19 protein-coding genes and 1 tRNA gene are annotated in these 22217 nt (G+C 43.9%); 5 read left to right on the top strand and 15 right to left on the bottom strand.

Annotation, left to right across the window (positions count from 1 at the left end):
* Window positions 1-98 precede the first annotated feature (98 nt).
* Both FFM75_RS12920 and FFM75_RS12915 read right to left on the bottom strand, forming a co-directional pair.
* A tRNA-Asn gene (locus tag FFM75_RS12920) sits at window positions 99-170 on the bottom strand.
* An 81-nt stretch (window positions 171-251) separates the two neighbouring features.
* On the bottom strand, window positions 252-1037 hold the full coding sequence (locus FFM75_RS12915; protein WP_137629581.1) for a hypothetical protein: 786 nt from the start codon (window positions 1035-1037) through the stop codon (window positions 252-254).
* A gap of 351 nt (window positions 1038-1388) precedes the next feature.
* Between FFM75_RS12915 and glpK the strand changes: the two genes are divergently transcribed.
* Complete coding sequence (gene glpK, locus FFM75_RS12910) at window positions 1389-2903, top strand: glycerol kinase GlpK (protein ID WP_137629580.1); 1515 nt, start codon at window positions 1389-1391, stop codon at window positions 2901-2903.
* 89 nt (window positions 2904-2992) lie between these two features.
* Here the strand turns inward: glpK and FFM75_RS12905 are convergent, their stop codons facing one another.
* The 3 genes from FFM75_RS12905 to FFM75_RS12895 form a co-directional block, all read right to left on the bottom strand.
* A complete protein-coding gene (locus FFM75_RS12905; protein WP_137629579.1) occupies window positions 2993-3745 on the bottom strand; it encodes a nitroreductase family protein in 753 nt (250 codons plus the stop codon).
* A gap of 7 nt (window positions 3746-3752) precedes the next feature.
* The gene (locus FFM75_RS12900) at window positions 3753-4169 is read right to left on the bottom strand and encodes a hypothetical protein (RefSeq protein ID WP_223876684.1); all 417 of its coding nucleotides are present in this window, start codon (window positions 4167-4169) and stop codon (window positions 3753-3755) included.
* 75 nt (window positions 4170-4244) lie between these two features.
* Window positions 4245-4553 (bottom strand): hypothetical protein, encoded by a 309-nt coding sequence (locus FFM75_RS12895; RefSeq protein ID WP_137629577.1) that lies wholly within the window; start codon window positions 4551-4553, stop codon window positions 4245-4247.
* Window positions 4554-4766: 213 nt separating this feature from the next.
* Here FFM75_RS12895 and FFM75_RS12890 point away from each other — a divergent pair, with 213 nt between their 5' ends.
* Window positions 4767-5444 (top strand): EAL domain-containing protein, encoded by a 678-nt coding sequence (locus tag FFM75_RS12890; protein WP_307722399.1) that lies wholly within the window; start codon window positions 4767-4769, stop codon window positions 5442-5444.
* A gap of 448 nt (window positions 5445-5892) precedes the next feature.
* On the opposite strand, the gene FFM75_RS12885 is transcribed toward FFM75_RS12890, so the two are convergent.
* Entirely contained in the window at window positions 5893-6978 is a 1086-nt protein-coding gene (locus FFM75_RS12885) for an ABC transporter ATP-binding protein (RefSeq protein WP_137629575.1), read from the bottom strand.
* Between the two features lie 163 nt (window positions 6979-7141).
* Window positions 7142-8245, bottom strand: coding sequence for a glucosaminidase domain-containing protein (locus FFM75_RS12880; protein WP_137629574.1), 1104 nt, complete (start codon window positions 8243-8245; stop codon window positions 7142-7144).
* Between the two features lie 298 nt (window positions 8246-8543).
* Here FFM75_RS12880 and FFM75_RS12875 point away from each other — a divergent pair, with 298 nt between their 5' ends.
* Complete coding sequence (locus FFM75_RS12875; protein ID WP_137629573.1) at window positions 8544-9563, top strand: aldose epimerase family protein; 1020 nt, start codon at window positions 8544-8546, stop codon at window positions 9561-9563.
* 67 nt (window positions 9564-9630) lie between these two features.
* Here FFM75_RS12875 and FFM75_RS12870 read toward each other — a convergent pair whose 3' ends face one another.
* Window positions 9631-12435 (bottom strand): YhgE/Pip domain-containing protein, encoded by a 2805-nt coding sequence (locus tag FFM75_RS12870; protein WP_223876683.1) that lies wholly within the window; start codon window positions 12433-12435, stop codon window positions 9631-9633.
* A 174-nt stretch (window positions 12436-12609) separates the two neighbouring features.
* Here FFM75_RS12870 and FFM75_RS12865 point away from each other — a divergent pair, with 174 nt between their 5' ends.
* On the top strand, window positions 12610-13188 hold the full coding sequence (locus FFM75_RS12865; protein ID WP_137629572.1) for a TetR/AcrR family transcriptional regulator: 579 nt from the start codon (window positions 12610-12612) through the stop codon (window positions 13186-13188).
* Window positions 13189-13276: 88 nt separating this feature from the next.
* Here FFM75_RS12865 and FFM75_RS12860 read toward each other — a convergent pair whose 3' ends face one another.
* The 5 genes from FFM75_RS12860 to cdaA form a co-directional block, all read right to left on the bottom strand.
* Complete coding sequence (locus tag FFM75_RS12860) at window positions 13277-14089, bottom strand: Cof-type HAD-IIB family hydrolase (protein ID WP_137629571.1); 813 nt, start codon at window positions 14087-14089, stop codon at window positions 13277-13279.
* Between the two features lie 129 nt (window positions 14090-14218).
* Window positions 14219-16036, bottom strand: a complete 1818-nt coding sequence (glmS, locus tag FFM75_RS12855; RefSeq protein WP_137629570.1) for a glutamine--fructose-6-phosphate transaminase (isomerizing) — start codon at window positions 16034-16036, stop codon at window positions 14219-14221.
* A 557-nt stretch (window positions 16037-16593) separates the two neighbouring features.
* On the bottom strand, window positions 16594-17949 hold the full coding sequence (glmM, locus tag FFM75_RS12850) for a phosphoglucosamine mutase (protein WP_137629569.1): 1356 nt from the start codon (window positions 17947-17949) through the stop codon (window positions 16594-16596).
* Window positions 17950-17974: 25 nt separating this feature from the next.
* Window positions 17975-18949: a CdaR family protein gene (locus tag FFM75_RS12845; RefSeq protein ID WP_137629568.1), complete on the bottom strand. Its 975-nt coding sequence runs from the start codon at window positions 18947-18949 to the stop codon at window positions 17975-17977.
* Window positions 18946-19788, bottom strand: a complete 843-nt coding sequence (gene cdaA, locus FFM75_RS12840) for a diadenylate cyclase CdaA (protein WP_137629567.1) — start codon at window positions 19786-19788, stop codon at window positions 18946-18948. The genes FFM75_RS12845 and cdaA overlap by 4 nt, the downstream gene beginning before the upstream one ends.
* 182 nt (window positions 19789-19970) lie before the next feature.
* Here cdaA and FFM75_RS12835 point away from each other — a divergent pair, with 182 nt between their 5' ends.
* Window positions 19971-20627 (top strand): DUF1361 domain-containing protein, encoded by a 657-nt coding sequence (locus FFM75_RS12835; protein ID WP_137629566.1) that lies wholly within the window; start codon window positions 19971-19973, stop codon window positions 20625-20627.
* A 58-nt stretch (window positions 20628-20685) separates the two neighbouring features.
* Here the strand turns inward: FFM75_RS12835 and FFM75_RS12830 are convergent, their stop codons facing one another.
* Together FFM75_RS12830 and FFM75_RS12825 are read right to left on the bottom strand one after the other, a co-directional pair.
* Window positions 20686-21450, bottom strand: coding sequence for a hypothetical protein (locus FFM75_RS12830; protein ID WP_137629565.1), 765 nt, complete (start codon window positions 21448-21450; stop codon window positions 20686-20688).
* Between the two features lie 194 nt (window positions 21451-21644).
* A complete protein-coding gene (locus FFM75_RS12825) occupies window positions 21645-22157 on the bottom strand; it encodes a MarR family transcriptional regulator (RefSeq protein ID WP_137629564.1) in 513 nt (170 codons plus the stop codon).
* Window positions 22158-22217 lie beyond the last annotated feature (60 nt).

Below are 22217 nucleotides of genomic sequence, written 5' to 3'. Positions count from 1 at the left end.
ACAAATGGGACGAGAAACCAAAATTCGGTTTCTCGTCCCATTTACTTGTACAGAGGCTAGTTATGTCACAGCCTCTAAATCATACCCATGTTGACTAACTGCTCGGGCTGGGATCGAACCAGCGACCTCTTGATTAACAGTCAATTATTCTACCGCTGAACTACCGAGCAATGACGATATATTAGTTATATCACACTCTCAGTATTTTGCAAGTGTTTTTTAACTATTTTTCAACCAAAACCACATTTTTCTCAAAAAGGATACAACCCTAGCCACGAAACGACTTTAAAATCTTGATGTTGCATCACTTTTTTTAATTCAGTTTGTAATTCGTGTTGGTTCAACGAAGTCCGAACGTCAAACCAGTAATCCCCTTGTTGATTATGCATCGTCAATAACCATTTGCCTAACGGTGCTAGTTTTTCGGTATCTGGCACTTGGGCTTGATGTTGGAAAAAGATATGAAAGGTCGGCTGCCACGTATTCTTAGTATCACCAGTTTGTTGAATCAACGCGCGCACTTGACGATGACACGTCAAAGCGGCATGACCACCCACCAACATGCCAATTAACATCAGCACAGCCGCTATACTAAGTCCACCGACTAATAAGGTCGTCCAAATAACACTGCTCTGACCTTGGGCACTGCCAATCACCGCCGCACACATCAGTAGCCATAAACCAACGACCCAGCCATTTAGCCAGTTAATCGCCACATCACGGGCATGACGATAGACCGCTAACCGCTGCGATGCATCGGCCGTCACCACCCGAGCAGTTGCGTTGACTGGTGCATACACCACGGCGACTGCCGGTTGTTTGAACTGATACGTGACTAACCCGGCAAACAAGTCTGTCATGGCCCGAACAGTCGTAGCCGGTACATATTCTGCCCGCAAAACTTGTGGCTGGGTCATTGCGGTAAATTGATAGCGATAGCCATCAATCGCCGTTAATTGCCAGCCATGTTGTGCTTGACGACTTAACCACCGCTGTTCTGCAGCCGAACCTTTTAGAAAGAATCGATATTTTTGCATGACTGCCACCTCCAAGGTCATTACCGTTGCATTAGTTAAGCCCTTATTATATTCGAATTGGTCTATTTTTCAACTGTTTGCACAGCATCAGCTGTCATCGTCAAAGTAGCTAAATGACGGCGAAGTGCGTCTAATTGACAATGGTAACCCTTTCTAAAACCGTTGATTGGTCTATGCTTCATTTGAATTCAATTGCGGTCAATCGTTGATTAGTTCCGGCTGACAGCCTACTTATTAAATTTCTTATATTTATTCACAAATCTAACAAATCATGCTAATCTTAAGCGTAAATAGATTGCATTTAAAACGCTTTCAAATCCTAAAAATAATTAATGAATAGAAGGGACTACTATGCCTGCAGAATACATCATGGCGATCGACGAAGGCACGACCAGTACTCGGGCGATTATTTTTGACCACGCTGGTAAACAAGTCGCCGATTCACAACGTGAATTTCCGCAATACTTCCCCCAACCAGGATGGGTCGAACACAACGCTAATGAAATCTGGAATGCCGTCTTATCGACGATTGCCAACGTCTTTATTGACTCCGGCATTCGCCCAGACCAAATCAAAGGGATTGGGATCACCAATCAACGTGAAACCACCATTGTTTGGGATAAGCATACCGGCTTGCCCATTTATAACGCAATTGTTTGGCAATCTCGTCAAACCGCCCCACTAGCCGATCAGTTAATCGCTGATGGGGCTGGTGACCTCATTCATGAACATACCGGTCTGATTACTGACGCCTACTTTTCAGCCACCAAAATTCGCTGGATCTTAGACCATGTTGACGGGGCCCAAGCACGCGCCGAAAAAGGGGACCTCTTATTTGGGACCATCGATACTTGGATCGTCTGGAAATTAACTGGTGGTCACGTGCATGTTACCGACTACTCTAATGCTAGTCGGACAATGCTCTTTAATATCCATGATTTAAAATGGGACGACCAAATTCTGGAATTATTAAATATCCCACGCCTCATGTTGCCAGAAGTGCGCTCCAACTCGGAAGTTTATGGGACAACTAAAGACTACAACTTCTATGGTAGTGAAGTGCCAATTAGTGGGATGGCCGGCGACCAGCAAGCCGCGCTCTTTGGTCAGATGGCCTTTGAACCTGGGATGGTCAAAAATACCTATGGTACTGGGGCCTTTATCGTCATGAATATTGGCGAAAAACCTCAGCTATCTGATAACAATCTGTTAACAACGATTGCTTATGGGCTCAACGGCAAAGTCACCTACGCACTGGAAGGGTCGATCTTCGTTGCCGGCTCCGCGATCCAGTGGCTTCGAGATGGCATGCGCCTCGTCGAAACTGCCCCAGAATCTGAAGAAATGGCGCGTGCTTCACATAATCACAATGAAGTCTATGTGGTGCCGGCCTTTACCGGTCTAGGTGCGCCTTATTGGGACTCTAATGCCCGTGGTGCGGTCTTTGGTCTGACGCGTGGCTCGACCCGTGAAGACTTCGTTAAAGCCACCCTACAGTCATTGGCCTACCAATCGCGTGACGTCATTGATACAATGCAAAAAGACGCTGATATCACGATTCCGACGTTGAAGGTCGATGGTGGTGCCGCTCGTAATAACATGTTGATGCAATTTCAAGCGGACATCTCTGATGTGACGATTCAGCGGGCCGCTGATCTTGAAACAACCGCCCTTGGTGCCGCCTTTTTAGCCGGCTTAGCAGTTGGTTATTGGTCAGACTTAGATGAACTCAAAGCGTCTCACCAAGCTGGCGATCGCTTTACGCCGCAAATGTCAGCCGCTGAACGTAACAATCTCTACGCTGGTTGGCAAACTGCCGTTAAAGCCGCCCAACTCTTCAAACATACCCCGTACGCGGGTGAGTGATGCCATTAAAATAGTGCCGCACAACTTTCATCGTTGTGCGGCACTATTTGTTTGCTTAATCTGGCTAGCTTCAGTAGTACATTAATCTGTTAAGCGTCAATTTCAGGTAAAAAGCCTTGTTGCCGGGCGACTTTTAAAAAGTCACGGCGCTTGGCTGCTGAGCCCAAAGCCTCACGGGTCAGTTGGCTGAGTTGTTCATCACGTGCATGACTACTTCGCTGTTGATAATATGCATGCAGCTGTTGGTCAAAAGCAGTTAAAGCCGCCTGATAGCTCACCGGTTGGGCATAATGGTCTTTAAATAAGATGGCATCTAACCCCAGGCGTGGTTTCCGTTCTGGTTGGGTCGCTGGATAGCCCAGTTGAAAACCAAACACTGGTAGCGTTAATGGCGGTAAGTCTAATAATTCGATTACCGCTTGGGTATCATTATTGATCGAACCCAAAACAACGCTGCCGAGCCCTAAACTTTCAGTCACCATGACCATCGCTTCAGTAAACAAGGTCGCATCTTCCACACTCGCCATAAACCGGTCTAATTCGGTCAAAGCGCGTTTGGCCGTTGGTGTTGCACTCAGATAAGCATTCCGGTTTTGGTCGGCTAAAACGACCATTAAACGCCCCTGCGTTGCCACTGTGGGCTTCGTCGTAATGGTTGCTAATTGTTGGCGTACCTTTTGATCAGTAATCTCCACCAAGCTATAAGCTTGTAAGTACTGACTGGTTGGGGCCTGTTGCGCCGTGGTAATAATCGTTGCCAACGTCGCATCGCTCACTGGCTGATCGGTGAAGTTACGGTGTGTCCGATGCGCATTTAACGTTTCAATCACTGAATTGGACATCTATTAGTTACCTCGATTCTGAAATTAGTTCAGTTGACCACTGATTTAACTGTGGCAACACATCAATATTTAAATTAAACACGATCCGGTCACAAACTTGATCGATTTGGACACTGTGAAAGACCGGATAACGTACCCGACCAACCTGAGCTTGCACAATAATACTTAACGTGCTCAATTCATCAAGTGCGGTTTCTAGCATAGTCATCGTTTGTTTGGGAAAATAAGCGCGCCGAATATTTGGGGCGTCTAGCGATTGACCCAACATCGTTTCCACATCGTGACGCGTTAATAATAAACTTTCTGTATGTTCAGTCACTAAACGCAATAAAATCTTTAAGGTCAACGTTGATTCAAACTCGTTGCGAAAGCGAAACTTTGTCTGAAATCGAGCTTGCATAAATTGCCATAACTCACGATTCACGCTTGCTTGCCTCCTGTTCATCTCATTAACTTAAGCGAATAAAAAAACACCAGCCGACCGCTGATGCCACTCAGGTTACCCGATATGGTTTTCCTTTAAAATCAAATCGACTTCATTTTGCATCTCGTCGGTTTTCGTCCATTCATCCCAGTGATCCATCGACTCATCTGGGATTTCGAAATTTTCATTAATGTATTGTTGATAATTTGCCACATGCGTGGAATGTGGAATATTAAGCTGCAAGATTCGAACTTGCTTAATAAAGCCTCGTTCAGCGGCTAATTCAGCACGGCCATTCATGACCATGTTGCCAATTTCCATGTAAGTCGTCCCGTCATTACGGGTGATTTCTTGAATCAAATCTAAAGTTTCATGATTTTTCAACTTAATCCCTCACTTCGAATTTTAGTATAGCGGGCTAGCCCACGCTTGTCAAAAGTCAGCTGGATTGTTAAGTTAGGTCTCAAGAATATAATAATTTTAATATTTCCAATTGATTTTATCATAAATCAATTGCACACAAGATTACTTTATCATACAATAAGTTCAATAAACGACTCACCCGCAAATGGGTCAGCCAGACGTTAGGAGGAGCGTATTATCTTTAAATTCTTTGTACAACCACAAGTGAATATCCATGACCACCGCGTCTACGGCTACGAAACCCTATTACGCAAAAAAGGCCCCAACGGTTGGCGAGTACCGACCAACTTTTTAGAATTGACCGTTGCCGAGCAAGCGCGTTTAATTGAGCAGACAGCTTACGATTTGGGGCCAAAACTGGCACACCAATTTTTAGCGTTTAATTTGAATCGCGCCCAATTCGATCATCCAGATACACTTGCAACACTTTTAAACCTAAAAAGCCGAATTCAACACGTCAAGCTTGCCATCGAGTTCACTGAGGCCCCCACCCTCGCACAAATGCAACATTACAGTGAAGTCTTGCATGCTCATGATATGAAGCTCGACTTAGATGACGTCGGCACAGGTTCAAATACATACGCCAATATTAAGGCCTTTTTACCTTATGCAGATAAGATTAAATTTGCGATGCAAAACCTGCGGATGAGTGGCGACGCTGATCAAATTCCCACTCAATTGGCTTTTTGGGTCCAACAAGCGCAAGCCCATCAATTGACCATGATTCTTGAAGGGATTGAAGACTCCCAAGATCAAGCGTTAGCGGCGAAATATCAAGTTAACATCCATCAGGGCTACTTATATAGCCAACCTGTCGCCCCACAATCATTGGCGCTAGATTTTGAATTCTAAGTTTAACGAACCGCCTGACAACTTGCCAAGCGGTTTTTGATTACTTAACTTTTGGTCATAACAAAAAACCACTATCCAGAGATAGTGGTCGGCATAAGAGAGAAAGAGAATTGATTAGAAGGTAACTAAATACCTTACATGCTTAGAATAAGCGTTTTTGAAAGCGTTGTCAATAGTTAGTGAAAATAAATAGAAAAATTACCAAAAATTGATAGATATTTTGATAATACACGCCTTCAAATCAAGTTACGCTCATAGAAAAAGCGTTACCAATCGTATTAACAGCGGCCTTCATCATTTATATTATTAAATTAGTTAAACTAATCATGACTATTGCTTATTTTGAAAATCAGCTAATTTTCTCGAAAACCGTAATTAATTTCATGATATGCTTTAATGATTCTGGCCATAAAAAAACTCGCCTGCCAATTGGCAAACGAGTCTCACTTTATTTAACTGACTTAGTCACACCAGGACCGGTCAAAGTTGTCGTTGGATGCAAAATCGAGGATGGATTTGAAACCACACTCGTTAATGAATGCCCAGATACATTGACTAGCATCAAGAAGACCAATACGATCAATAACGCCCACGAGAATAACTTCGTCCGTAGTGGCATGGTTTCTGAAATCACACTACTGTAAAAGTCGTGTTGCACATCTTTCGCCACATGCGTATTATCGGGTTCGGCTTGTTGCCGTTCTTCAGTGACTTGCTTTTGATAAGCATCGATATCAAAGTGTTTCTGCTTTTCTTTAGAGTCCTTTTGATATTTACGTTTATCTTTTTTCGATAAAGCTTTAAACCACTTGATGAACTTCCGGTATTCCGCAACGACCGGTTCAGTTTCACCAATTTGTTTTAAGTCACCGTATTGAATCCAAGCCACCCGGTCACAAATCATTTCGATTTGTTTTAATGAGTGACTGACAAAGATAATCGTCTTACCTTCATCTTTGAATTCTTTGATTTTTTCCACACATTTTTGATAGAACGTATCATCACCAACAGATAATGCTTCATCAATAATTAAAATATCTGGATTAATATGGACCGCAATCGCAAACCCTAACCGTGACTTCATCCCAGAAGAGTAGCTTTTAACCGGTTGATACAAGAAATCACCAATATCAGCAAACGCGACAATATCATCTAACATGCCGTCGATTTCTTTGTTGGTCATCCCCATCATCAAGGCTTTCAATCGAATATTTTCTAACCCAGTCAATTGACTGCGCAATCCAGACTTGATGGCAACGATCGAGGTGTCCCCACGGACATCAACAACCCCAGTCGTTTGTGGAATGACACCCGAAATGATGTTCGATAAAGTTGATTTACCGGAACCATTGACCCCAATTAAGCCGAGGGTTTCACCGGCATGGACTTCAAGTGAAATCCCTTTTAAGGCCCAGAATTCGGGGATCTGTTGCTTGGAAAGTGAGAAGAAGGCTTTTAATTGGTCAGAACGCGTCTTAAACAAATCAAATTCCTTGGTCACATTTTGAACTTTAATTTTGTAATCAGTTGTCATTTTAATACTTCCTAAATTATAAGCGAACAAACCCGCTATTTCTTTCTTCGTTACTAAACTAACTGCTTCATGTTACTAGAGAACTTCCTGAGCGTCAAGCTGAGAAACGAAGCTTAAAGTTAAATTAAACGGTGCGCCAATCAGCGCACCGTTTAATTTAACACTATTCAGTTGAACTGTCAGCTTTAGTGGTACTTGTCGCATCACTTTCACTAGCCGCGCTTGCTTGCGTCGTACTTGAACTGCTTGATGCGTGACTGTCAGTTGTACTACTTTCAGTCGTGCTTTCACTATTGCTACTACTTAATGCTTTGGCTTTAGCCGTACTGCTTGTGGCGGTTGTGCTCGTTGTACTACTGCTACTACTATCAGTCGTTTTAGCTTGTGTCTTAACGGCAGGCTTATAGAGCTTGTTATGTGCTGCCACAACATTAGCCTTTAACTTGCTCGTATGCATGACAGCGGATTTTGCAATCCAACCCTTCTTTGTCCCCGCTTTAACCCGGTACCAATCCTTGGTACCACTCTTCTTCGTCCCCTTCATGTCAATGGCGACAATCTGGTTGGCGTAAGTCTTGCTAGAGCGTGACGTGATGTTTGCCCGGGTATTGACGATGTGTGAATAGATGCGATGATTAGACGATTTCATGATGGTATACGCATTGTAGGCGTCATACGTTGCCACCGCAAAGGTCTTGTCATAACGTTGTAAGTTCCAAGAACTAATAATCCGATTTAACTGCGTGCCATAGGCGGAATTGGTCGAGTATCGTAACGACAACGCCGCCGTCGCTTGCTTATAAGTTTTAGCGTTAGCCCGCCAAGTGCCGGAATAATAATTATGGTTCCAAGCGGTCCCATTTCGCAAGGTCTTCGCATTATCCGTCATTGAGGCTTTAATTGAGGGATACTTACGAAATTTTGCATTCGTATAATATAACGTCCCACTTGACGAATATTCAGCCGTCCGCATCGTGACTGACTTACCATGATAACTACCTTTAATCCCGTAGTAATTTTTGGCAGTCTTAGATAAGGTACTCTTACCCCAGCCACTTTCGACAATGGCTTGCGCAACCATAACTGAACCATATAATTTATATTTTTGTGACACCGTCAACGCATTCGGACCGAGCTTATTGATAAACTTGGTTTGCGTTGATGCAGCGACTCGCGGTGTACCTAGCCAACCGACCACCGTAACAATCACTAATAGTCCCAAAAGCAATTGCTTGCCAATGTGTTTAAATGAGACGCGTGTAGCCATGTAAATGCCAACCCCTATACCGATTATGTTTTCAATCCGTATTATGCCGGATATTGCGAGCGCTCGCAAGCTTTTAAACCCCGTAGAATCAGCGTTTGTAACCTAGCATCCGTGTGCCGCTACCCCTGACGCCATAAGTTTGCATTTTTGTTACATTTGTGTGACAAATCAATTATCAATACTATGTTAAAAAAGACACAATATCGCCATGTAATCGTTCGCATTCTGGCGTTAGATGAAATATACTGGTAGTGAACGGTTAATTGTCTCGGCATATTTTGGGAGTAGGTGGATTATTATGAAAATTATTGAACATCAGGCGAACGGTATCAACTCGTATACGCTAGTAAATAATCATCATATGAGTGTCACTATCATGGACTGGGGCGCCACAGTGACAGCAATTCGAACACATGATAAGGATGGTCGCTTTGAAAATGTCATTTTGGGGTTTGACAATCTCGAAGATTATATCACTTATCAATCATTTTTCGGCGCGACCATCGCGCGCGTCGCTGGTGTTATTAAAAATGCCAAGTGGCGTCAATATGAACTCACACAAAATGCTGGTGAAAATCATCTAAACGGTGGCAACTTGCCACAAATTGCTTTTGAACCTTGGTTTTTAGAACATAAGCTCCAAACCAAAGACCAAGTCGGGCTCGTGATGCAATACATTACGTTGGATGGCGAAAATGGCTATCCCGGGACCATGACGATCACCGCTAACTTCATCTTAGATGACACTGGCAAGTTCACGATTAGTTACACAGGTAAAAGTGATAAAACGACACTCTTCAACCCAACCAACCACGCCTACTTTAATTTAAGTGGCGATGCTGAACGGACGATTGACCAACAAATTTTAAAAATCAATGCTGATGAATATTCAAGCTTAACGAAACATGGCCTCCCAACTGGTAAATTACCTTGGGTCACCGATACGCCATTTGACTTTCGGGAACCAGCTGAAATCGGTCCCCAAATCGCGCCTATCAAAGGCGGATTGCGCCACGGCTTTGTGCTTAACAATACGCCTTACCCACAAGTCGAGTTACTTGATCGTCTCAGTGGTCGTAAGCTGACCATGCACACTAATACGCGAGCGGTCGTTGTTTCAAGTGCGACAAATTATCGGGATGACCGTTATCGCCTTAATGGTGGCAAACCGATGCGATCACAGCTCGGGGTATCTTTACAAGCACAAACGTTACCAGATGCGATTCATCATAAAGAATTTGGTAGCATCATCATTGAACCGAATATTCCGGTCACCTATCAAACTGCCTATCAATTTTCTAATATTTATGACGTCTAAAAAACCGTTTGGGATCAATCGATCTCAAACGGTTTTTTCGTTTAATCAGGCTGTACCGCTACCAAGGCTAAGATTCAAAATCAATTTCATGAATCCGACCATGGCGGCGACCGTAGAATAACATACTAAAGATAGAAAAGGCTACGGCAACCCCTAACAAGACGCCCATTTGGCCCCAAGCAGTGTCGCCAATCATTAACGTTTCACGCAAGCCACTGACGGCGTAACTCATCGGTAACCAGGGATGAATCGACTGGAAGAAGTTATTCGACAACTGAATCGGATAAGTCCCCGCCGAACCGCCAAGTTGTAAGACCAATAAAATCATACTGAAGAAGGCACCGACTTTGCCAAAGACCAGATTTAACCAGTAAACGATACTCATAAAGGCGAGTGCAATGCATAGTAGCATCCCAAACGTTGCCCATGGATGAACCGGTGCTAAGCCATCAATCGTGATTAAGAAAGTTTCAATCAAGATGGTTTCTAAGACGGCAAAGGCCCCTAGAATCGATGCTTTAGACGTCCACCAGCGGAACCCATTCTTCGGGTATTTCCGTGGGGTATACATATCAAACATCATATTAAATGCCAATGCGCCAACAAACAAAGAAACTGACATCATATAAGGTGCCATCCCAGTCCCGTTGTTAGGGGCATCGTCACGTTCAGTATGTTGCGTCGTGGCTGGCTTAGCCACTTGATCATACGTTAGCTTCGTTGGATTAACTTTGGCCTGCTGACCAGCTTTCGTTAACTTCGTCGCTAATAATTGATTACCACTCGTGACTTGAGCTAATCCCGTCCCTAATTGCTTAGAGCCAGTTGCGAGTTTGGTTGACCCGGTCGCCAATTGACTGGCACCACTGGCCAACTGTTGGCTGCCACTCGTTAATTGGCTGCCTTTAGTGGCTAACGTCTCTAAGCCACTCGTGACTTTTTTAGAACCAGCCGTTAACTTGGTGACACCACTTGTCAGGCTTGGGACCTTTTGATTCAAAGTGCTTAGCCCACTGCTCAACGTTTGTGCGCCACTAGTTAAGGAACCGCCTTTGCTGGCTAGCGTCTGCGTCCCGCTGGCTAACTGCTGACTACCACTCGCTAATTGACTCGTCCCAGTCGTTAAAGTACTCCCAGAACTAACTAGCTGTTGCGTCCCACTTGATAAGCTGTTGGCGCCAGCTGACAATTGCTGGACCCCACTCGCTAATTGCGGGGTTTGTTGGGCTAAACTTTGGACCCCTTGATCCAAGGTTTGCATCCCACTAGCCGTTTGCTGTAGCTTACTCGTCAAACTCTGCGACCCTTGACTGAGGCTCGTCAAGCTCGTTAACAATGCTGTTTGACTGCTGGCAGACTTGCTCAACGCTGATTGTAGCGCTTTTAACTGACTAGCCGCATCACTATTGCTGCTACTGCTTTCAAGCGCACTGATCGCACTTTGAGCTTGTTTAATGGCACTTGCAGCAGCACTATTGGTTGAACTCGTACTAGTCGTATCGCCCACTGCCGCGACCATGGCAGCTTTTTGCGTACTGGTTAACTTTTGCTGATCAGCCGCCGCGGCCACTTTGGCTTTGATGGCCGCCGTTTGATCCGTTTGACTGGATTCACTAGCCAAAGCCGTTTGCAAACTAGTTAACGCTGTCTTAAGCGTCGTCAATTCACTGCTTTGACTACTGCTACCTAAACTCTGCGCTAAGTTCGTCATCAAGGTGCTGATCGTACTTTGCTGACTTTGAGCGCTAGTCACGGCCGTTTTTAATTCACCTAACCCCGTCGTAACTTGTTGGCTGCCGCTTGCTAGTTGTGGCAAAGCCGTCGCCAGTTGTTGACTCCCAGTTGCTAATGTCTTCGTACCAGTTGTTAAACTGCTCGTTTTGGCATTCAGGGTACTTAAATTACTGCTTAATTTGCTGGCGCCTTGGTTCACGGTGCTAACCCCAGCAACGTACTTTTGGGTGCCTGAGCTGACTGTTTGAGCACCACTTTGAAGCTTGCTAGCCGCAGTATTGGCTTGGCTGACGCCACTCGTGTACGTCTGCACACCTTGATTCAATTGCCGACTACCCGTTGCTAACTGGTTTACCCCACTTGATAGCTGACTAGCACTGCTTAACAATTGATCCAAGCCAGTCGTGACTTGTTGACTCCCACTAGCGGCCTGACTAACACCGGTGATATATTGATTCAACCCAGTAGTTAAACTTTTAGCTCCACTATTTAAAGTCAAGGTACTCTTCGCCAACGTGTTTAAGCCTTTAGTAATCGTTTGATTGGCAACCTTGGTTTTTTGACTACCCGTCGCTAATTTTTGATTATTCTTCCCGGCCGTGGCAATCCCAGTCCCTAACTTTTTAATGCTAGCAAACATGGTTTTTGCATAGGTTCTCGTGATCTGATCTGAAACCTGCTGCGCAATGCTTTGTGCGGCTGACGCTGTCATCTTGCTGGCCGTAAAGTTATGACCAGCACTCGTTTCATAATGTAACACCATCTTTTGTGGCTGCTTATTGAGCATCGTCGTGGCATTATGTGAAAATTGTTTTGGAATCGTCACGACCATATAGTACTTGCCTTGCTTTAACCCTTGTTTGGCTTTGGCGGCTGTACTGACCGTTTCAAAGTCCATTGACTTAGACTTTGCTAAAGTCTTTGTTAGTTGATGACCCACTTTTAAGTGCGTCCCTTGATACGTGACTGCTTGATCTTGATTAACGACCGCCACTGGTAAATCTTGCAACTTGCCGTATGGGTCCCACATTGATTTCAAAAAAGTAACCGCGTAAATCGATGGGATAAACCCAATCACGATGACGACGATCAAGAGTAACTTGTGTTTCAGTAAATATTGCCATTCGGCCTTAATCATTTTTCAACCCCCGTTATGCCCGATGTGTGCTATAGTATTGCTGAGATAATCCTCACGTGTGGCAATAGCATACCGAGCTACGCTAATAAATACCACAACACACGCTCGAAGATTGTGGAATAAGCCCCATTTACACCACAGATGGGGTCTAACTAATTGGAGGTTTCTTTACAAATGGCAACTGATCGCCGTGTTTTACGGACCAAACGTGCTTTACGCCAGGCCTTTCGGGACCTAGCCGTGACCCATCAATATCATGACATTACTGTTAAACAACTCACTGCCGTCGCCAATATCAATCGTAAAACCTTTTATTTGCATTACGATTCGATCGACGACTTAGCTGCTAGTTTTAGTCATGAGAGTTCCCAAGAGATTTTAAAAATCATTAACCAACAAGACTTAAAAACTAGTTTTGCCAATTCAGGGCTGATTTTTGATCAACTCGACTACTTCTATCATCAAAACCGGGAATTTTATCGCGTCGTCCTCACTAGTGATGACTATAGCTTTTTATCGCGTCGCGTCCAAAGCGAAGTTGCCCGGGGCTTGACGCAAAACATTCAAACTACCTACCATTTATCACAGGCTGACGCGTTTTTATGTGCCAACTTTTTGATCCACAACATGTTGACGTTTTTTCGGCTGTACTTCACGAATCAACTGGATTTCACCCATGCGGAATTCAAAGAACGCCTTGTTTCACTCAATTCTTACGGTGTTCATCAGTTCTTTTACTCAAATGATTTTTAACTTAGACTTACTTAAACTAAAGCGCGTCGTAACGTGAGGGAGTCCCTTCACATTACGACGCGCTTTAGTTTAAGACGATTGCCGACACTTACTCAGCCAAAGTCGCCTGAATCGTCGTCAATACGCCATCATGTTCATTATCTAATTGGGTCACATGCGCGGCCACCGCTTGAACGGCCGCTGAAGCATTGATCATCGCATAGCTTTGCTTAGCAAACCTCAACAAAGGGACATCATTATCCCCATCCCCAAATGCCATTACCTCATCGGCAACGACATGCCACTGTTGCATCAACCATTGAACCGCTGGCAGCTTACCGACACCAGCATTCACTAGGTCGATCACCCCATAACCGCTATCATGTGCTTGCAGGCGGCCATCAAAGTAAGTATTCAACGCTTGGACCAAGTCAGCGGCTTCATCAGGCGTCGTTGAAACACTGATTTTCTTAATCGCATCGTCAACCGTTGCCAGATCATCAACTTGTTGTAAGTTATCATAGAACTTAGCCGCCGCATCTAATAGCGCTTGCGGTGCCCCCGTTTCCGTGTAAGAACCATGCGCACCGACTAAAATCAAATAGGCGTGTTTAAAAAGATCCTGTTTGCGGTCAACAGTTACAAATTGGTGCAGTTGCTCGGTTGATAAACTACCGTCGAATAACTGTTGATCCTGCTTAAAAATCGAAGCGCCATTTTCTGCGACCATGACTAAATTATCCATTGGTAGCCCAGCAAATAGTTGTTTTAAATGTTCATATTGATTACCAGATGATAAGACCAGTTGGATGCCCTGGTCATGTAAGGTCGTCAAAACTTGTTGTAGTAACGACCGGTTATAACTTTGGTCCCCATGTAATAAGGTCCCATTTAAGTCCGTTGCAATTAATTTGATTGCCAAGTTGGTCACTCCTCATTCGTGATTTCCATTGTCTATTATGCACTAAAAAAGGAACCATCGCTATTCACGATGATTCCAAATCTTTAACTAACCACTGTGCCCACACCAACAGTCATTAGACTTTAAGCATTATTCAACCGTGACACTCTTAGCTAAGTTACGTGGCTTATCAACATCTAAGCCTTTATTTAAACTCGTGTAGTAAGCCAATAATTGACCAGGCACGACACTTAACAAGGCCGTCATCCGTTCGTCAACGGTTGGTAAGACGATCGTATCATCTGGTTTAGCTAAGCTATCCGTAACGATCGTAATCGTCTTGGCACCCCGCGCCGCAACTTCTTGTAAGTTTGACCGTGTCAAACCAGCCGTATTGGCTTGCGTAATAATCCCGATAACTGGCGTGTCTTTTTCAATTAACGCAATCGTCCCATGCTTTAATTCCCCAGAAGCAAACCCTTCAGCCTGTACATATGAAATTTCTTTCAACTTCAATGCGGTTTCCAAGGAAACGGCATAGTCTAACCCACGACCAATGTAGAACGTGTTTGGCGTATGCAATAAATCGGCTTGAGCCAATTGATCAAAGGTAGCCTTCTCATCAACTAGTGCTTGCATCCCATTAGCAACTAAGGCCAATTGGTTCTTAACATCAAAGTCGTCAGCGGCAACTTGATGATCGGCTTGACCTAGAGCTTTGGCTAAGATCGCTTGTAACGCGATTTGGGCCGTATAAGCTTTGGTTGAGGCCACCGCGATTTCAGGACCGGCATGCAATAACAACGTGTAAGTCGCTTCCCGTGATAACGTTGAGTTTGGCACGTTTGTAATCGTCAAACTTGGGAAATTTTGTTCGTTCACATTCAACAACACTTCACGGCTATCAGCGGTTTCACCAGATTGCGTTAAGAAGATAAAGAATGGCTTTGCTGATAACAATGGCTGGTTATAAGCAAATTCAGATGAAACGTGCACTTCGGTTGGCACATTAGCTAAAGATTCAAATAACTTAGCCCCAACCAAACCAGCATGGTAACTCGTCCCAGCTGCCACGATATACAACCGGTCAGCAGCCTTTAAGGCGTCCAATAAATCAGTATTGATCACTGGGTTACCGGCATCGTTTAAGTAAACTTGTGATAATTTCCGCATCACGTTAGGTTGTTCATCGATTTCTTTTAACATGTAGAAGGGATAAGTCCCCTTATCAGCTTGCGCGGCATCGATATCGACATGGAACGTATCGCATTGTACCGCATTACCTTGTTGATCGGTAATTTTGATTTCGTTAGGCTTAACCACAACGATTTCACCATCATGAAGTTCCAAGAAATCTTTGGTTTGGTCTAACATTGCTAAACTGTCTGAGCAAACAACGTTGAAGCCGTCGCCGACCCCAATCAATAATGGGCTCTTATTTTTAGCAACATATAACGTGTCAGGGTCAGTTTTATCCATCAACAAGAACCCGTATGATGAATGCCCTAATAAGCTCAATGTCTTCCGGAAGGCAGCTAACGTATCTAAGCCTTCCTTAGTCACAAACCGGTCAACCAATTGGACGATGACTTCGGTATCGGTTTGTGATGTAAATTCAACATCACTTAAATAGTCAGCTTTTAAATCTTGGAAGTTTTCGATGACCCCATTGTGGACCAAGTAGAAACGACCATCCGCTGAAACTTGTGGATGCGCGTTAGCAACACTTGGTTCACCATGAGTGGCCCAACGGGTATGACCAATCCCGGTCGTCCCGTGCACATTAGCGCCCACTTCTTTACGCAAGTCGTCGATCCGACCTTTTTCTTTAACCAAATAGTCTTGACCGTTTTGGTCATTTACATAAATACCAGCTGAATCATAGCCACGGTATTCCAATTTTTCCAAACCATTTAATAAGATTGATACAGCACTATCTTTCCCAGTAACACCAACAATTCCACACATAAGTTATATCTTCCTTTGCATTTTGAATTGTTTCTAGCTGCGTGGTCAATATATCTGTCACTAATCTCACGACTAGTTTTTGTAATTGACCTTTAGAGTGCAGTCCCTGATGTCACCCGTCGATTGTCGATAAACATCATCCTCGTCAACTTTAGAATCTAAAGTCTTGGCGCTATTCCGATTTAACCAATTAACAATTGGTCTAGATTAACCTCCGATTGGTATATTTCCTAGAAACAGTATTACTTTAACGTTGCAACCGTAAAATGTCAATAAGAATTATCATTGGTACACGTCATTTTATGCATATACCAATTCAAAAAGCACGTCAATCCATGGATTGACGTGCTTTTTGATAAAACTAACTTGTTTTTGTGATGTTTTTTGGTTCGATTGGTTAGTTGGTGAATTTAGTTTCGGCTACTAGCGAGCCGAAACGTGTTTGCTTGGACTGCCGGTTCCGCTTGCTACGCTAAGATAACAATGTGGAAAACCACCACATCATTATCTTAGCTAGGCAATGCTCACCAGCAACCCGTCCGCGCGCACACTCTTAACTAGTCAACCCCAACTTCACTCCGGACAACATCCACGATCCGGTCAACATAAGCATTAACCAATTCATCAGTCTTGGCTTCTGCCATGACCCGGAGTAAATCTTGGGTCCCTGAAGGGCGTACCAAGACCCGACCGTCACCGGCCATTTCAGTTTCAACTTCGCTAATAACCGCCTTAATTTGGTCGTTATCTAACGCAGCCTTCTTGTCTTGAACCTTAACGTTAACTAATTTTTGTGGATAAGTAGTGACTTCATCCGCTAATTCAGATAACTTCTTACCAGTTTCTTTCATGACGTGCAATAATTGAATCCCAGTTAACATCCCGTCACCAGTCGTATTAAAGTCTAAAAAGACCACGTGACCAGATTGTTCACCACCAAGGTTGAAGCCGTCTTTTAACATTTCTTCAACCACATAACGGTCCCCAACTTGGGTTTGTTCACTGTGTAAGCCAGCTGCTTCCAATGCTTTGTATAGCCCGATATTACTCATGACCGTGGTTACGACGGTGTCTTTTTTAAGCTTGCCGCGTTCGGCTAAGAACTTCCCACAGATGTACATGATCTTGTCACCGTCGATAACGTGACCTAGTTCATCAACTGCGATACAGCGGTCACCGTCACCATCAAAGGCTAACCCAACTTGGGCACCCTTTTCAACGACGAATTTTGATAAGGCTTCTGGATGGGTCGAACCCACGCCCTTATTGATATTCAAGCCATCAGGGGCAGTTGCCATCGTATCAAAGTCCACGTTTAAGTCAGCGAAGATCCGTGATACTAAGTTGCTGGTTGAACCATTGGCACCATCGACAGCCAAATGAATCCCACTTAAATCATCTGGAATCGTTTGTTCCAAGAATTGAGAATACTTTAAGTTACCTTCTGGGAAGTCGGCAACCGTCCCTAAGCCTTCAGCTGCTGGCCGTGGTAAGTCATCGGTTGCCTTTTCAAGTAAAGCTTCGATTTCTTCTTCTTTGGCATCTGACAACTTGAAGCCGTCGCCACCGAAGAATTTGATCCCGTTATCTTCAACTGGGTTATGTGAAGCCGAAATCATGACCCCAGCATCGGCATCTTGAATCCGAACCAAATAAGCGACCCCAGGCGTGGTAATGACACCTAAACGTAAGACTTCAATCCCAGCTGACAATAACCCGGCAATCAAAGCTTCTTCTAGCATTTGACCAGAGATCCGCGTATCGCGAGCCACTAAAACACGTGGTTGAGCGTCTTTGTTTTCAGCATGTTCCGTCAAGACGTAACCACCGGCCCGGCCTAAACGAAATGCTAATTCGGGGGTTAATCCAGAGTTGGCAATGCCACGCACACCATCAGTACCAAAATATTTCATCGTTTCTTTACCTCATTTCAAATTTTCAGTTACTTTTAACTGTAATTTTTACCTTAATCGATGTTGGACTAACTGAAGCCACACCATCTTCATCATTCGTTGAAACATCAACAGTCTTCGTCGTTGACTTCGTCACATTCGTGACATCAACATCGACTGGCAACTTGCTTAACTTCGCTAACGCCGCTTTAGTACCAGTGACCGTGACCGATTTCGTATCCGTTGAAAATGAATAACTCGTATCCGCCTCAGTCTTGCCGCTGGCCTTTAGATCGACTGCGACCTTCTTTTTCGACGTTGCTTGTTTAATCGGAATATACACGGAAGTCGTCGATGGTGTCAAGACCACGTTTAACGTCTGGCCATTCGCATCTAAGGCTTCGATCATCGCTTGTTGGTTAACCGACTTGGTTAAATTCTTATCGGTATTAACCACTGCTACGACCTTCGCGACTTTGCTAACCTCATTGACGGCCCCCGTCACTTTGACCGAAGACGTCCCTAGCCGTGGCGTCCCGACTTCATACCCCGACGCCACGTTAGTCTGATTGAAATCGGCGCTAACTTTATAATTGGCGGTTCGCCGTGGTTGAATATTGATGTGAATATATTTTTGATTCAACGAATAACTTAGCTCTTTGTTCAACCCATCGACTTGCACTTTAACACTGTGTTTGCCGACCGATAAACCAGACAAATTCGCATAGACTTTAAAATTCTGCGTATTCGCTGTCGTCGTCACTAACGCCGCTGGACCGGTAATCTTGACTTTAATATTTTCCGGATAGCCGGTCACAAAGTACTTGGTACTATTGACGTTTAACTCCAATGGCGCACTGATTGAGACCGTGCGATTAGAATTAGTCGTTGTTGAATTACTACTCGTTAAGATACTACTCGTATGACTCAATTTATTTGAATTAACATAGGCAAATAAAGCCAACGCACATAATAAGGCGAGTAAGCGCAACGACCAATTACTGTTCATAAATTTTTTCATTTACGCGGCCCCCCTCCAAAGATCCGCCCAAACCAACTTTGAATGGCATTTTGGTGCGATTGATCTTCTGGCGTGAGTAAAACTTGCCGGAAATAACGTAAATAGTTTTCCTGGGTCATCCCGCGCATCAGTTCGTTATCTTTCGTAATCGAAACCTCACCAGTTTCTTCAGAAATGACGATTGTTAAGGCATCCGTCACTTCACTGATTCCAACGGCCGCACGATGACGTGTACCGAGTTCTTTAGGAATCAAATTACTCTCAGATAGCGGTAGATACGCCGCCGCAACTTTAATTTGATTATCTTGAATGATGACGGCCCCATCATGTAACGGGGTGTTGGGAATGAAAATATTGATTAATAATTCACCCGTGATATCCGCATTCAACGGAATCCCGGTTTCAATATAATCTTCCAAGCCTGTGTCCATCTTAATCGACATTAGCGCCCCAATCCGGCGTTTGGCCATATATTGAATGGCCTTATCCAGCTCGGCAATCATGCGCTCTTCGTCTTCATTTTGGCGCTTACCGCGCACAAACATCGACCCACGGCCCAAATGTTCAAGCCCACGCCGAATTTCTGGTTGGAAAATGATGACCATCGCAATCACGGCCCAATTGATAATTTGGTCCATGATCCATGACACGGTGTCTAGGCCAATGACAACACTGACGATTTTAACGACAGCAATGACAATAATGCCCCGAAACAGTTGTACGGCTTTGGTGCCCCGCAGTAACACGATCAATTCATAAATGACAAACCAAACAACTAAAATATCTAGTAGTCGTACCAAGTTAGTCAAGGTCAACCAATCGGTCCAATTGAAAGTCATGCTCCCCCTCCTTATGAAAATGTTTTACTTTCACATTATAGCACGCAGGCTTGCGCGCGTTGAGGGATTTCCGTGGAAGTGCTTAAATTCCTTTGGAAATTGAATAAATATTAAGGTTATGGTTATTTAATATAGATTACATAATATTTCTGGTAAAATAATGGTGAAAGTGTGGTGATCAAATGACTAGTTTACAGCGCTGGCTGCTTCGCCTGATTTATTGGGCATTTATCGGCTTCGCAGCGCTTTCGATTCACGGTTCGTTTTCATTTTTACTGCTGAATACCGTTTTAGCTTACATTCCGATTGAATTGAGCTTTTGGCTAACCAGCCGGCGCAATGCCATTATGTTTTGGTTGTTGGCGATTCTGTGGGTGTTATTTTATCCCAACGCACCGTACTTAATGACCGATTTGTTCCATTTAAGCTTATTGAAACCGTATGGTATCAACGGCTTACTTCGGTTTGACTTACCAATGTGGCGTGACTTTGCTTACTTAGTGGGACCAACGATGGTATCTGTAATTGTGGGAACTTTTAGTGTCGACCAAATCGCCGGTGAGCTTCAACGTCGGTGTCATTTAAACAAGCTGCCATTTGGTCGCAGCCTAATTAGTGCCGTTTTATTGCTATTTGCTAGTATCGGGGTATACGTGGGCCGTTTCTTACGTCTCCATTCGATTTACTTACTCATTACCCCGCAATACATTATTAAACAATTAATCAACATGTGGTCAGCTAAGATGTTCGCTTTCGTCTTGATCATGTGGGCCTTACAGCTTTTGATTTATCTCGTCTGGCGCTTTACACTAGCTGCCGCGACGACAACACAAAAATAGCAAGCAAACCGATAATGATGGTTTGCTTGCTATTTTTAATTTAGTTTGCAAGTGTTTTTCAATTATTAGTCGTGACGCCCCAATTAGCTAAGACATCATCGTAAGTTGCCACAGAATTTCTGGATACCCACCCATTCAACTGATAATTATCCGTTGAAACAAGGTGATAATAAACGTCCTGTTCACGATTACGCGTAACCGCACCAGTAATTTTAAACTGCGCTAGATGCGGAATCGTGGTTGAATTCATTGCCGTCATCTTACCTAATTGCTTAGTTGGATATTTGGTATATGGCGCCACATTCCACATGACACCAGCCATTTCAATACCAACGGTCCCGCTCAAACTCGTTGGGACGGTCGCTTTGGTGGTAGTCGCAGTTTGCTTGATACCACCAGCAAACTTGCCAATTGCTTTACCACCATAGACATAGCCACGGTATTTACCGTTCATCGTTACCACTCGATAATAAACCGAGCCGGTATTGGTGACCTTGTAGCCATAGGCATATAAATAATAGGCTGAACCGCGATACTTGGCCGCTGAATTACTGTTGACATTAGCAACATCAGTTTTCGTAAACGTTCCAAAAGTTTTCATTTTGGCTTTGGAAACCACTAACTTGGCACCTTTAACCGTTCCAGGCTTCGTATACAAGGCATACTTGCCATTGGTCGTAACGGTCGCCGATTTCGTCTTTAATGCCGTATAGGGCGTCTTGATGGTCGCTGCTGAAGCCAGCGTTGACGTCGTCGTAACACCGGTCAACAGTCCTGCCGTTACCAAACTCGTCACGACTAACCCTTTTACCATTGTTTTCATATGGGTACCCTCCCTTGGCATTATTATAACTGATTTAATGTGACAGCCACATTAAACTTTCTTTATCAGTTTTTCGATACGCTACTGACCGCTTAGTGTTGATACAGTCAATTTACTAACTGCTAAACAAAAAAAACTAGGATATACGACTACACGCGTATCCTAGTTTTTCTGATTTATGTTGATTGCAGCAATTAAACTCGGAATTCAGGGTCACTATAACTCGCATGCGAACTGCGCTTATCGTGGAGACCACTGAAACCGCTAAAGCCTAAAGCCGTCGCTTTCTTTTCTGCATCGGTAATATAGCGTAACGTATCGTCCGCCCGTTGTTCCCCATAAACTTGTAACCATTGGTGGAACCGTTTTTCAGACGCCTCATTGATGGCTTGTTCAACTTTTAGACCAGTGGGGGTCAATGACAAGTACTTAATTCGCCGATCGCTTGTATTCGTCGTTTGATCAATATACTTCAAATCGAGTAACACATTGATTTGTCGCGCAATCGCACTCCGTGAAACACGTTGGGCATTGGCAATTTTAACCAACGTCAAGGGTTCATCACTCGTTGCAATCATCCGCATCACAATATAAGCTTCAAACGTAATCTTATATGGCCGGGTTGGCACTGATACAAAGTCTCCAATATATTTCAAAATATGCATATAAGTTTCAACGAATTGTTCATGAATTTCTTTTTCTGTCATGGTATATCCCCCCGCATGGTTTAAAACCAATTTAATCCCGTCTAAAACTCACAATTAATT

Source organism: Lactiplantibacillus daowaiensis, from assembly GCF_005405085.1.
Lineage (GTDB): Bacteria > Bacillota > Bacilli > Lactobacillales > Lactobacillaceae > Lactiplantibacillus > Lactiplantibacillus daowaiensis.
Note: the sequence above shows the minus strand (reverse complement) of the source record. Positions and strands in the feature narration are given on the sequence as shown.

What these genes read in the sequence shown, in the direction of transcription:
- glmS (WP_137629570.1), bottom strand. Translation starts at nt 16,036, where the DNA reads ATGTGTGGAATTGTTGGTGTTACTGGGAAAGATAGTGCTGTATCAATC.
- glmM (WP_137629569.1), bottom strand. Translation starts at nt 17,949, where the DNA reads ATGAAATATTTTGGTACTGATGGTGTGCGTGGCATTGCCAACTCTGGA.
- FFM75_RS12885 (WP_137629575.1), bottom strand. Translation starts at nt 6,978, where the DNA reads ATGACAACTGATTACAAAATTAAAGTTCAAAATGTGACCAAGGAATTT.
- FFM75_RS12870 (WP_223876683.1), bottom strand. Translation starts at nt 12,435, where the DNA reads ATGATTAAGGCCGAATGGCAATATTTACTGAAACACAAGTTACTCTTG.
- FFM75_RS12865 (WP_137629572.1), top strand. Translation starts at nt 12,610, where the DNA reads ATGGCAACTGATCGCCGTGTTTTACGGACCAAACGTGCTTTACGCCAG.
- FFM75_RS12905 (WP_137629579.1), bottom strand. Translation starts at nt 3,745, where the DNA reads ATGTCCAATTCAGTGATTGAAACGTTAAATGCGCATCGGACACACCGT.
- glpK (WP_137629580.1), top strand. Translation starts at nt 1,389, where the DNA reads ATGCCTGCAGAATACATCATGGCGATCGACGAAGGCACGACCAGTACT.
- FFM75_RS12915 (WP_137629581.1), bottom strand. Translation starts at nt 1,037, where the DNA reads ATGCAAAAATATCGATTCTTTCTAAAAGGTTCGGCTGCAGAACAGCGG.
- cdaA (WP_137629567.1), bottom strand. Translation starts at nt 19,788, where the DNA reads ATGACTTTCAATTGGACCGATTGGTTGACCTTGACTAACTTGGTACGA.
- FFM75_RS12845 (WP_137629568.1), bottom strand. Translation starts at nt 18,949, where the DNA reads ATGAAAAAATTTATGAACAGTAATTGGTCGTTGCGCTTACTCGCCTTA.
- FFM75_RS12835 (WP_137629566.1), top strand. Translation starts at nt 19,971, where the DNA reads ATGACTAGTTTACAGCGCTGGCTGCTTCGCCTGATTTATTGGGCATTT.
- FFM75_RS12875 (WP_137629573.1), top strand. Translation starts at nt 8,544, where the DNA reads ATGAAAATTATTGAACATCAGGCGAACGGTATCAACTCGTATACGCTA.
- FFM75_RS12880 (WP_137629574.1), bottom strand. Translation starts at nt 8,245, where the DNA reads ATGGCTACACGCGTCTCATTTAAACACATTGGCAAGCAATTGCTTTTG.
- FFM75_RS12825 (WP_137629564.1), bottom strand. Translation starts at nt 22,157, where the DNA reads ATGACAGAAAAAGAAATTCATGAACAATTCGTTGAAACTTATATGCAT.
- FFM75_RS12830 (WP_137629565.1), bottom strand. Translation starts at nt 21,450, where the DNA reads ATGAAAACAATGGTAAAAGGGTTAGTCGTGACGAGTTTGGTAACGGCA.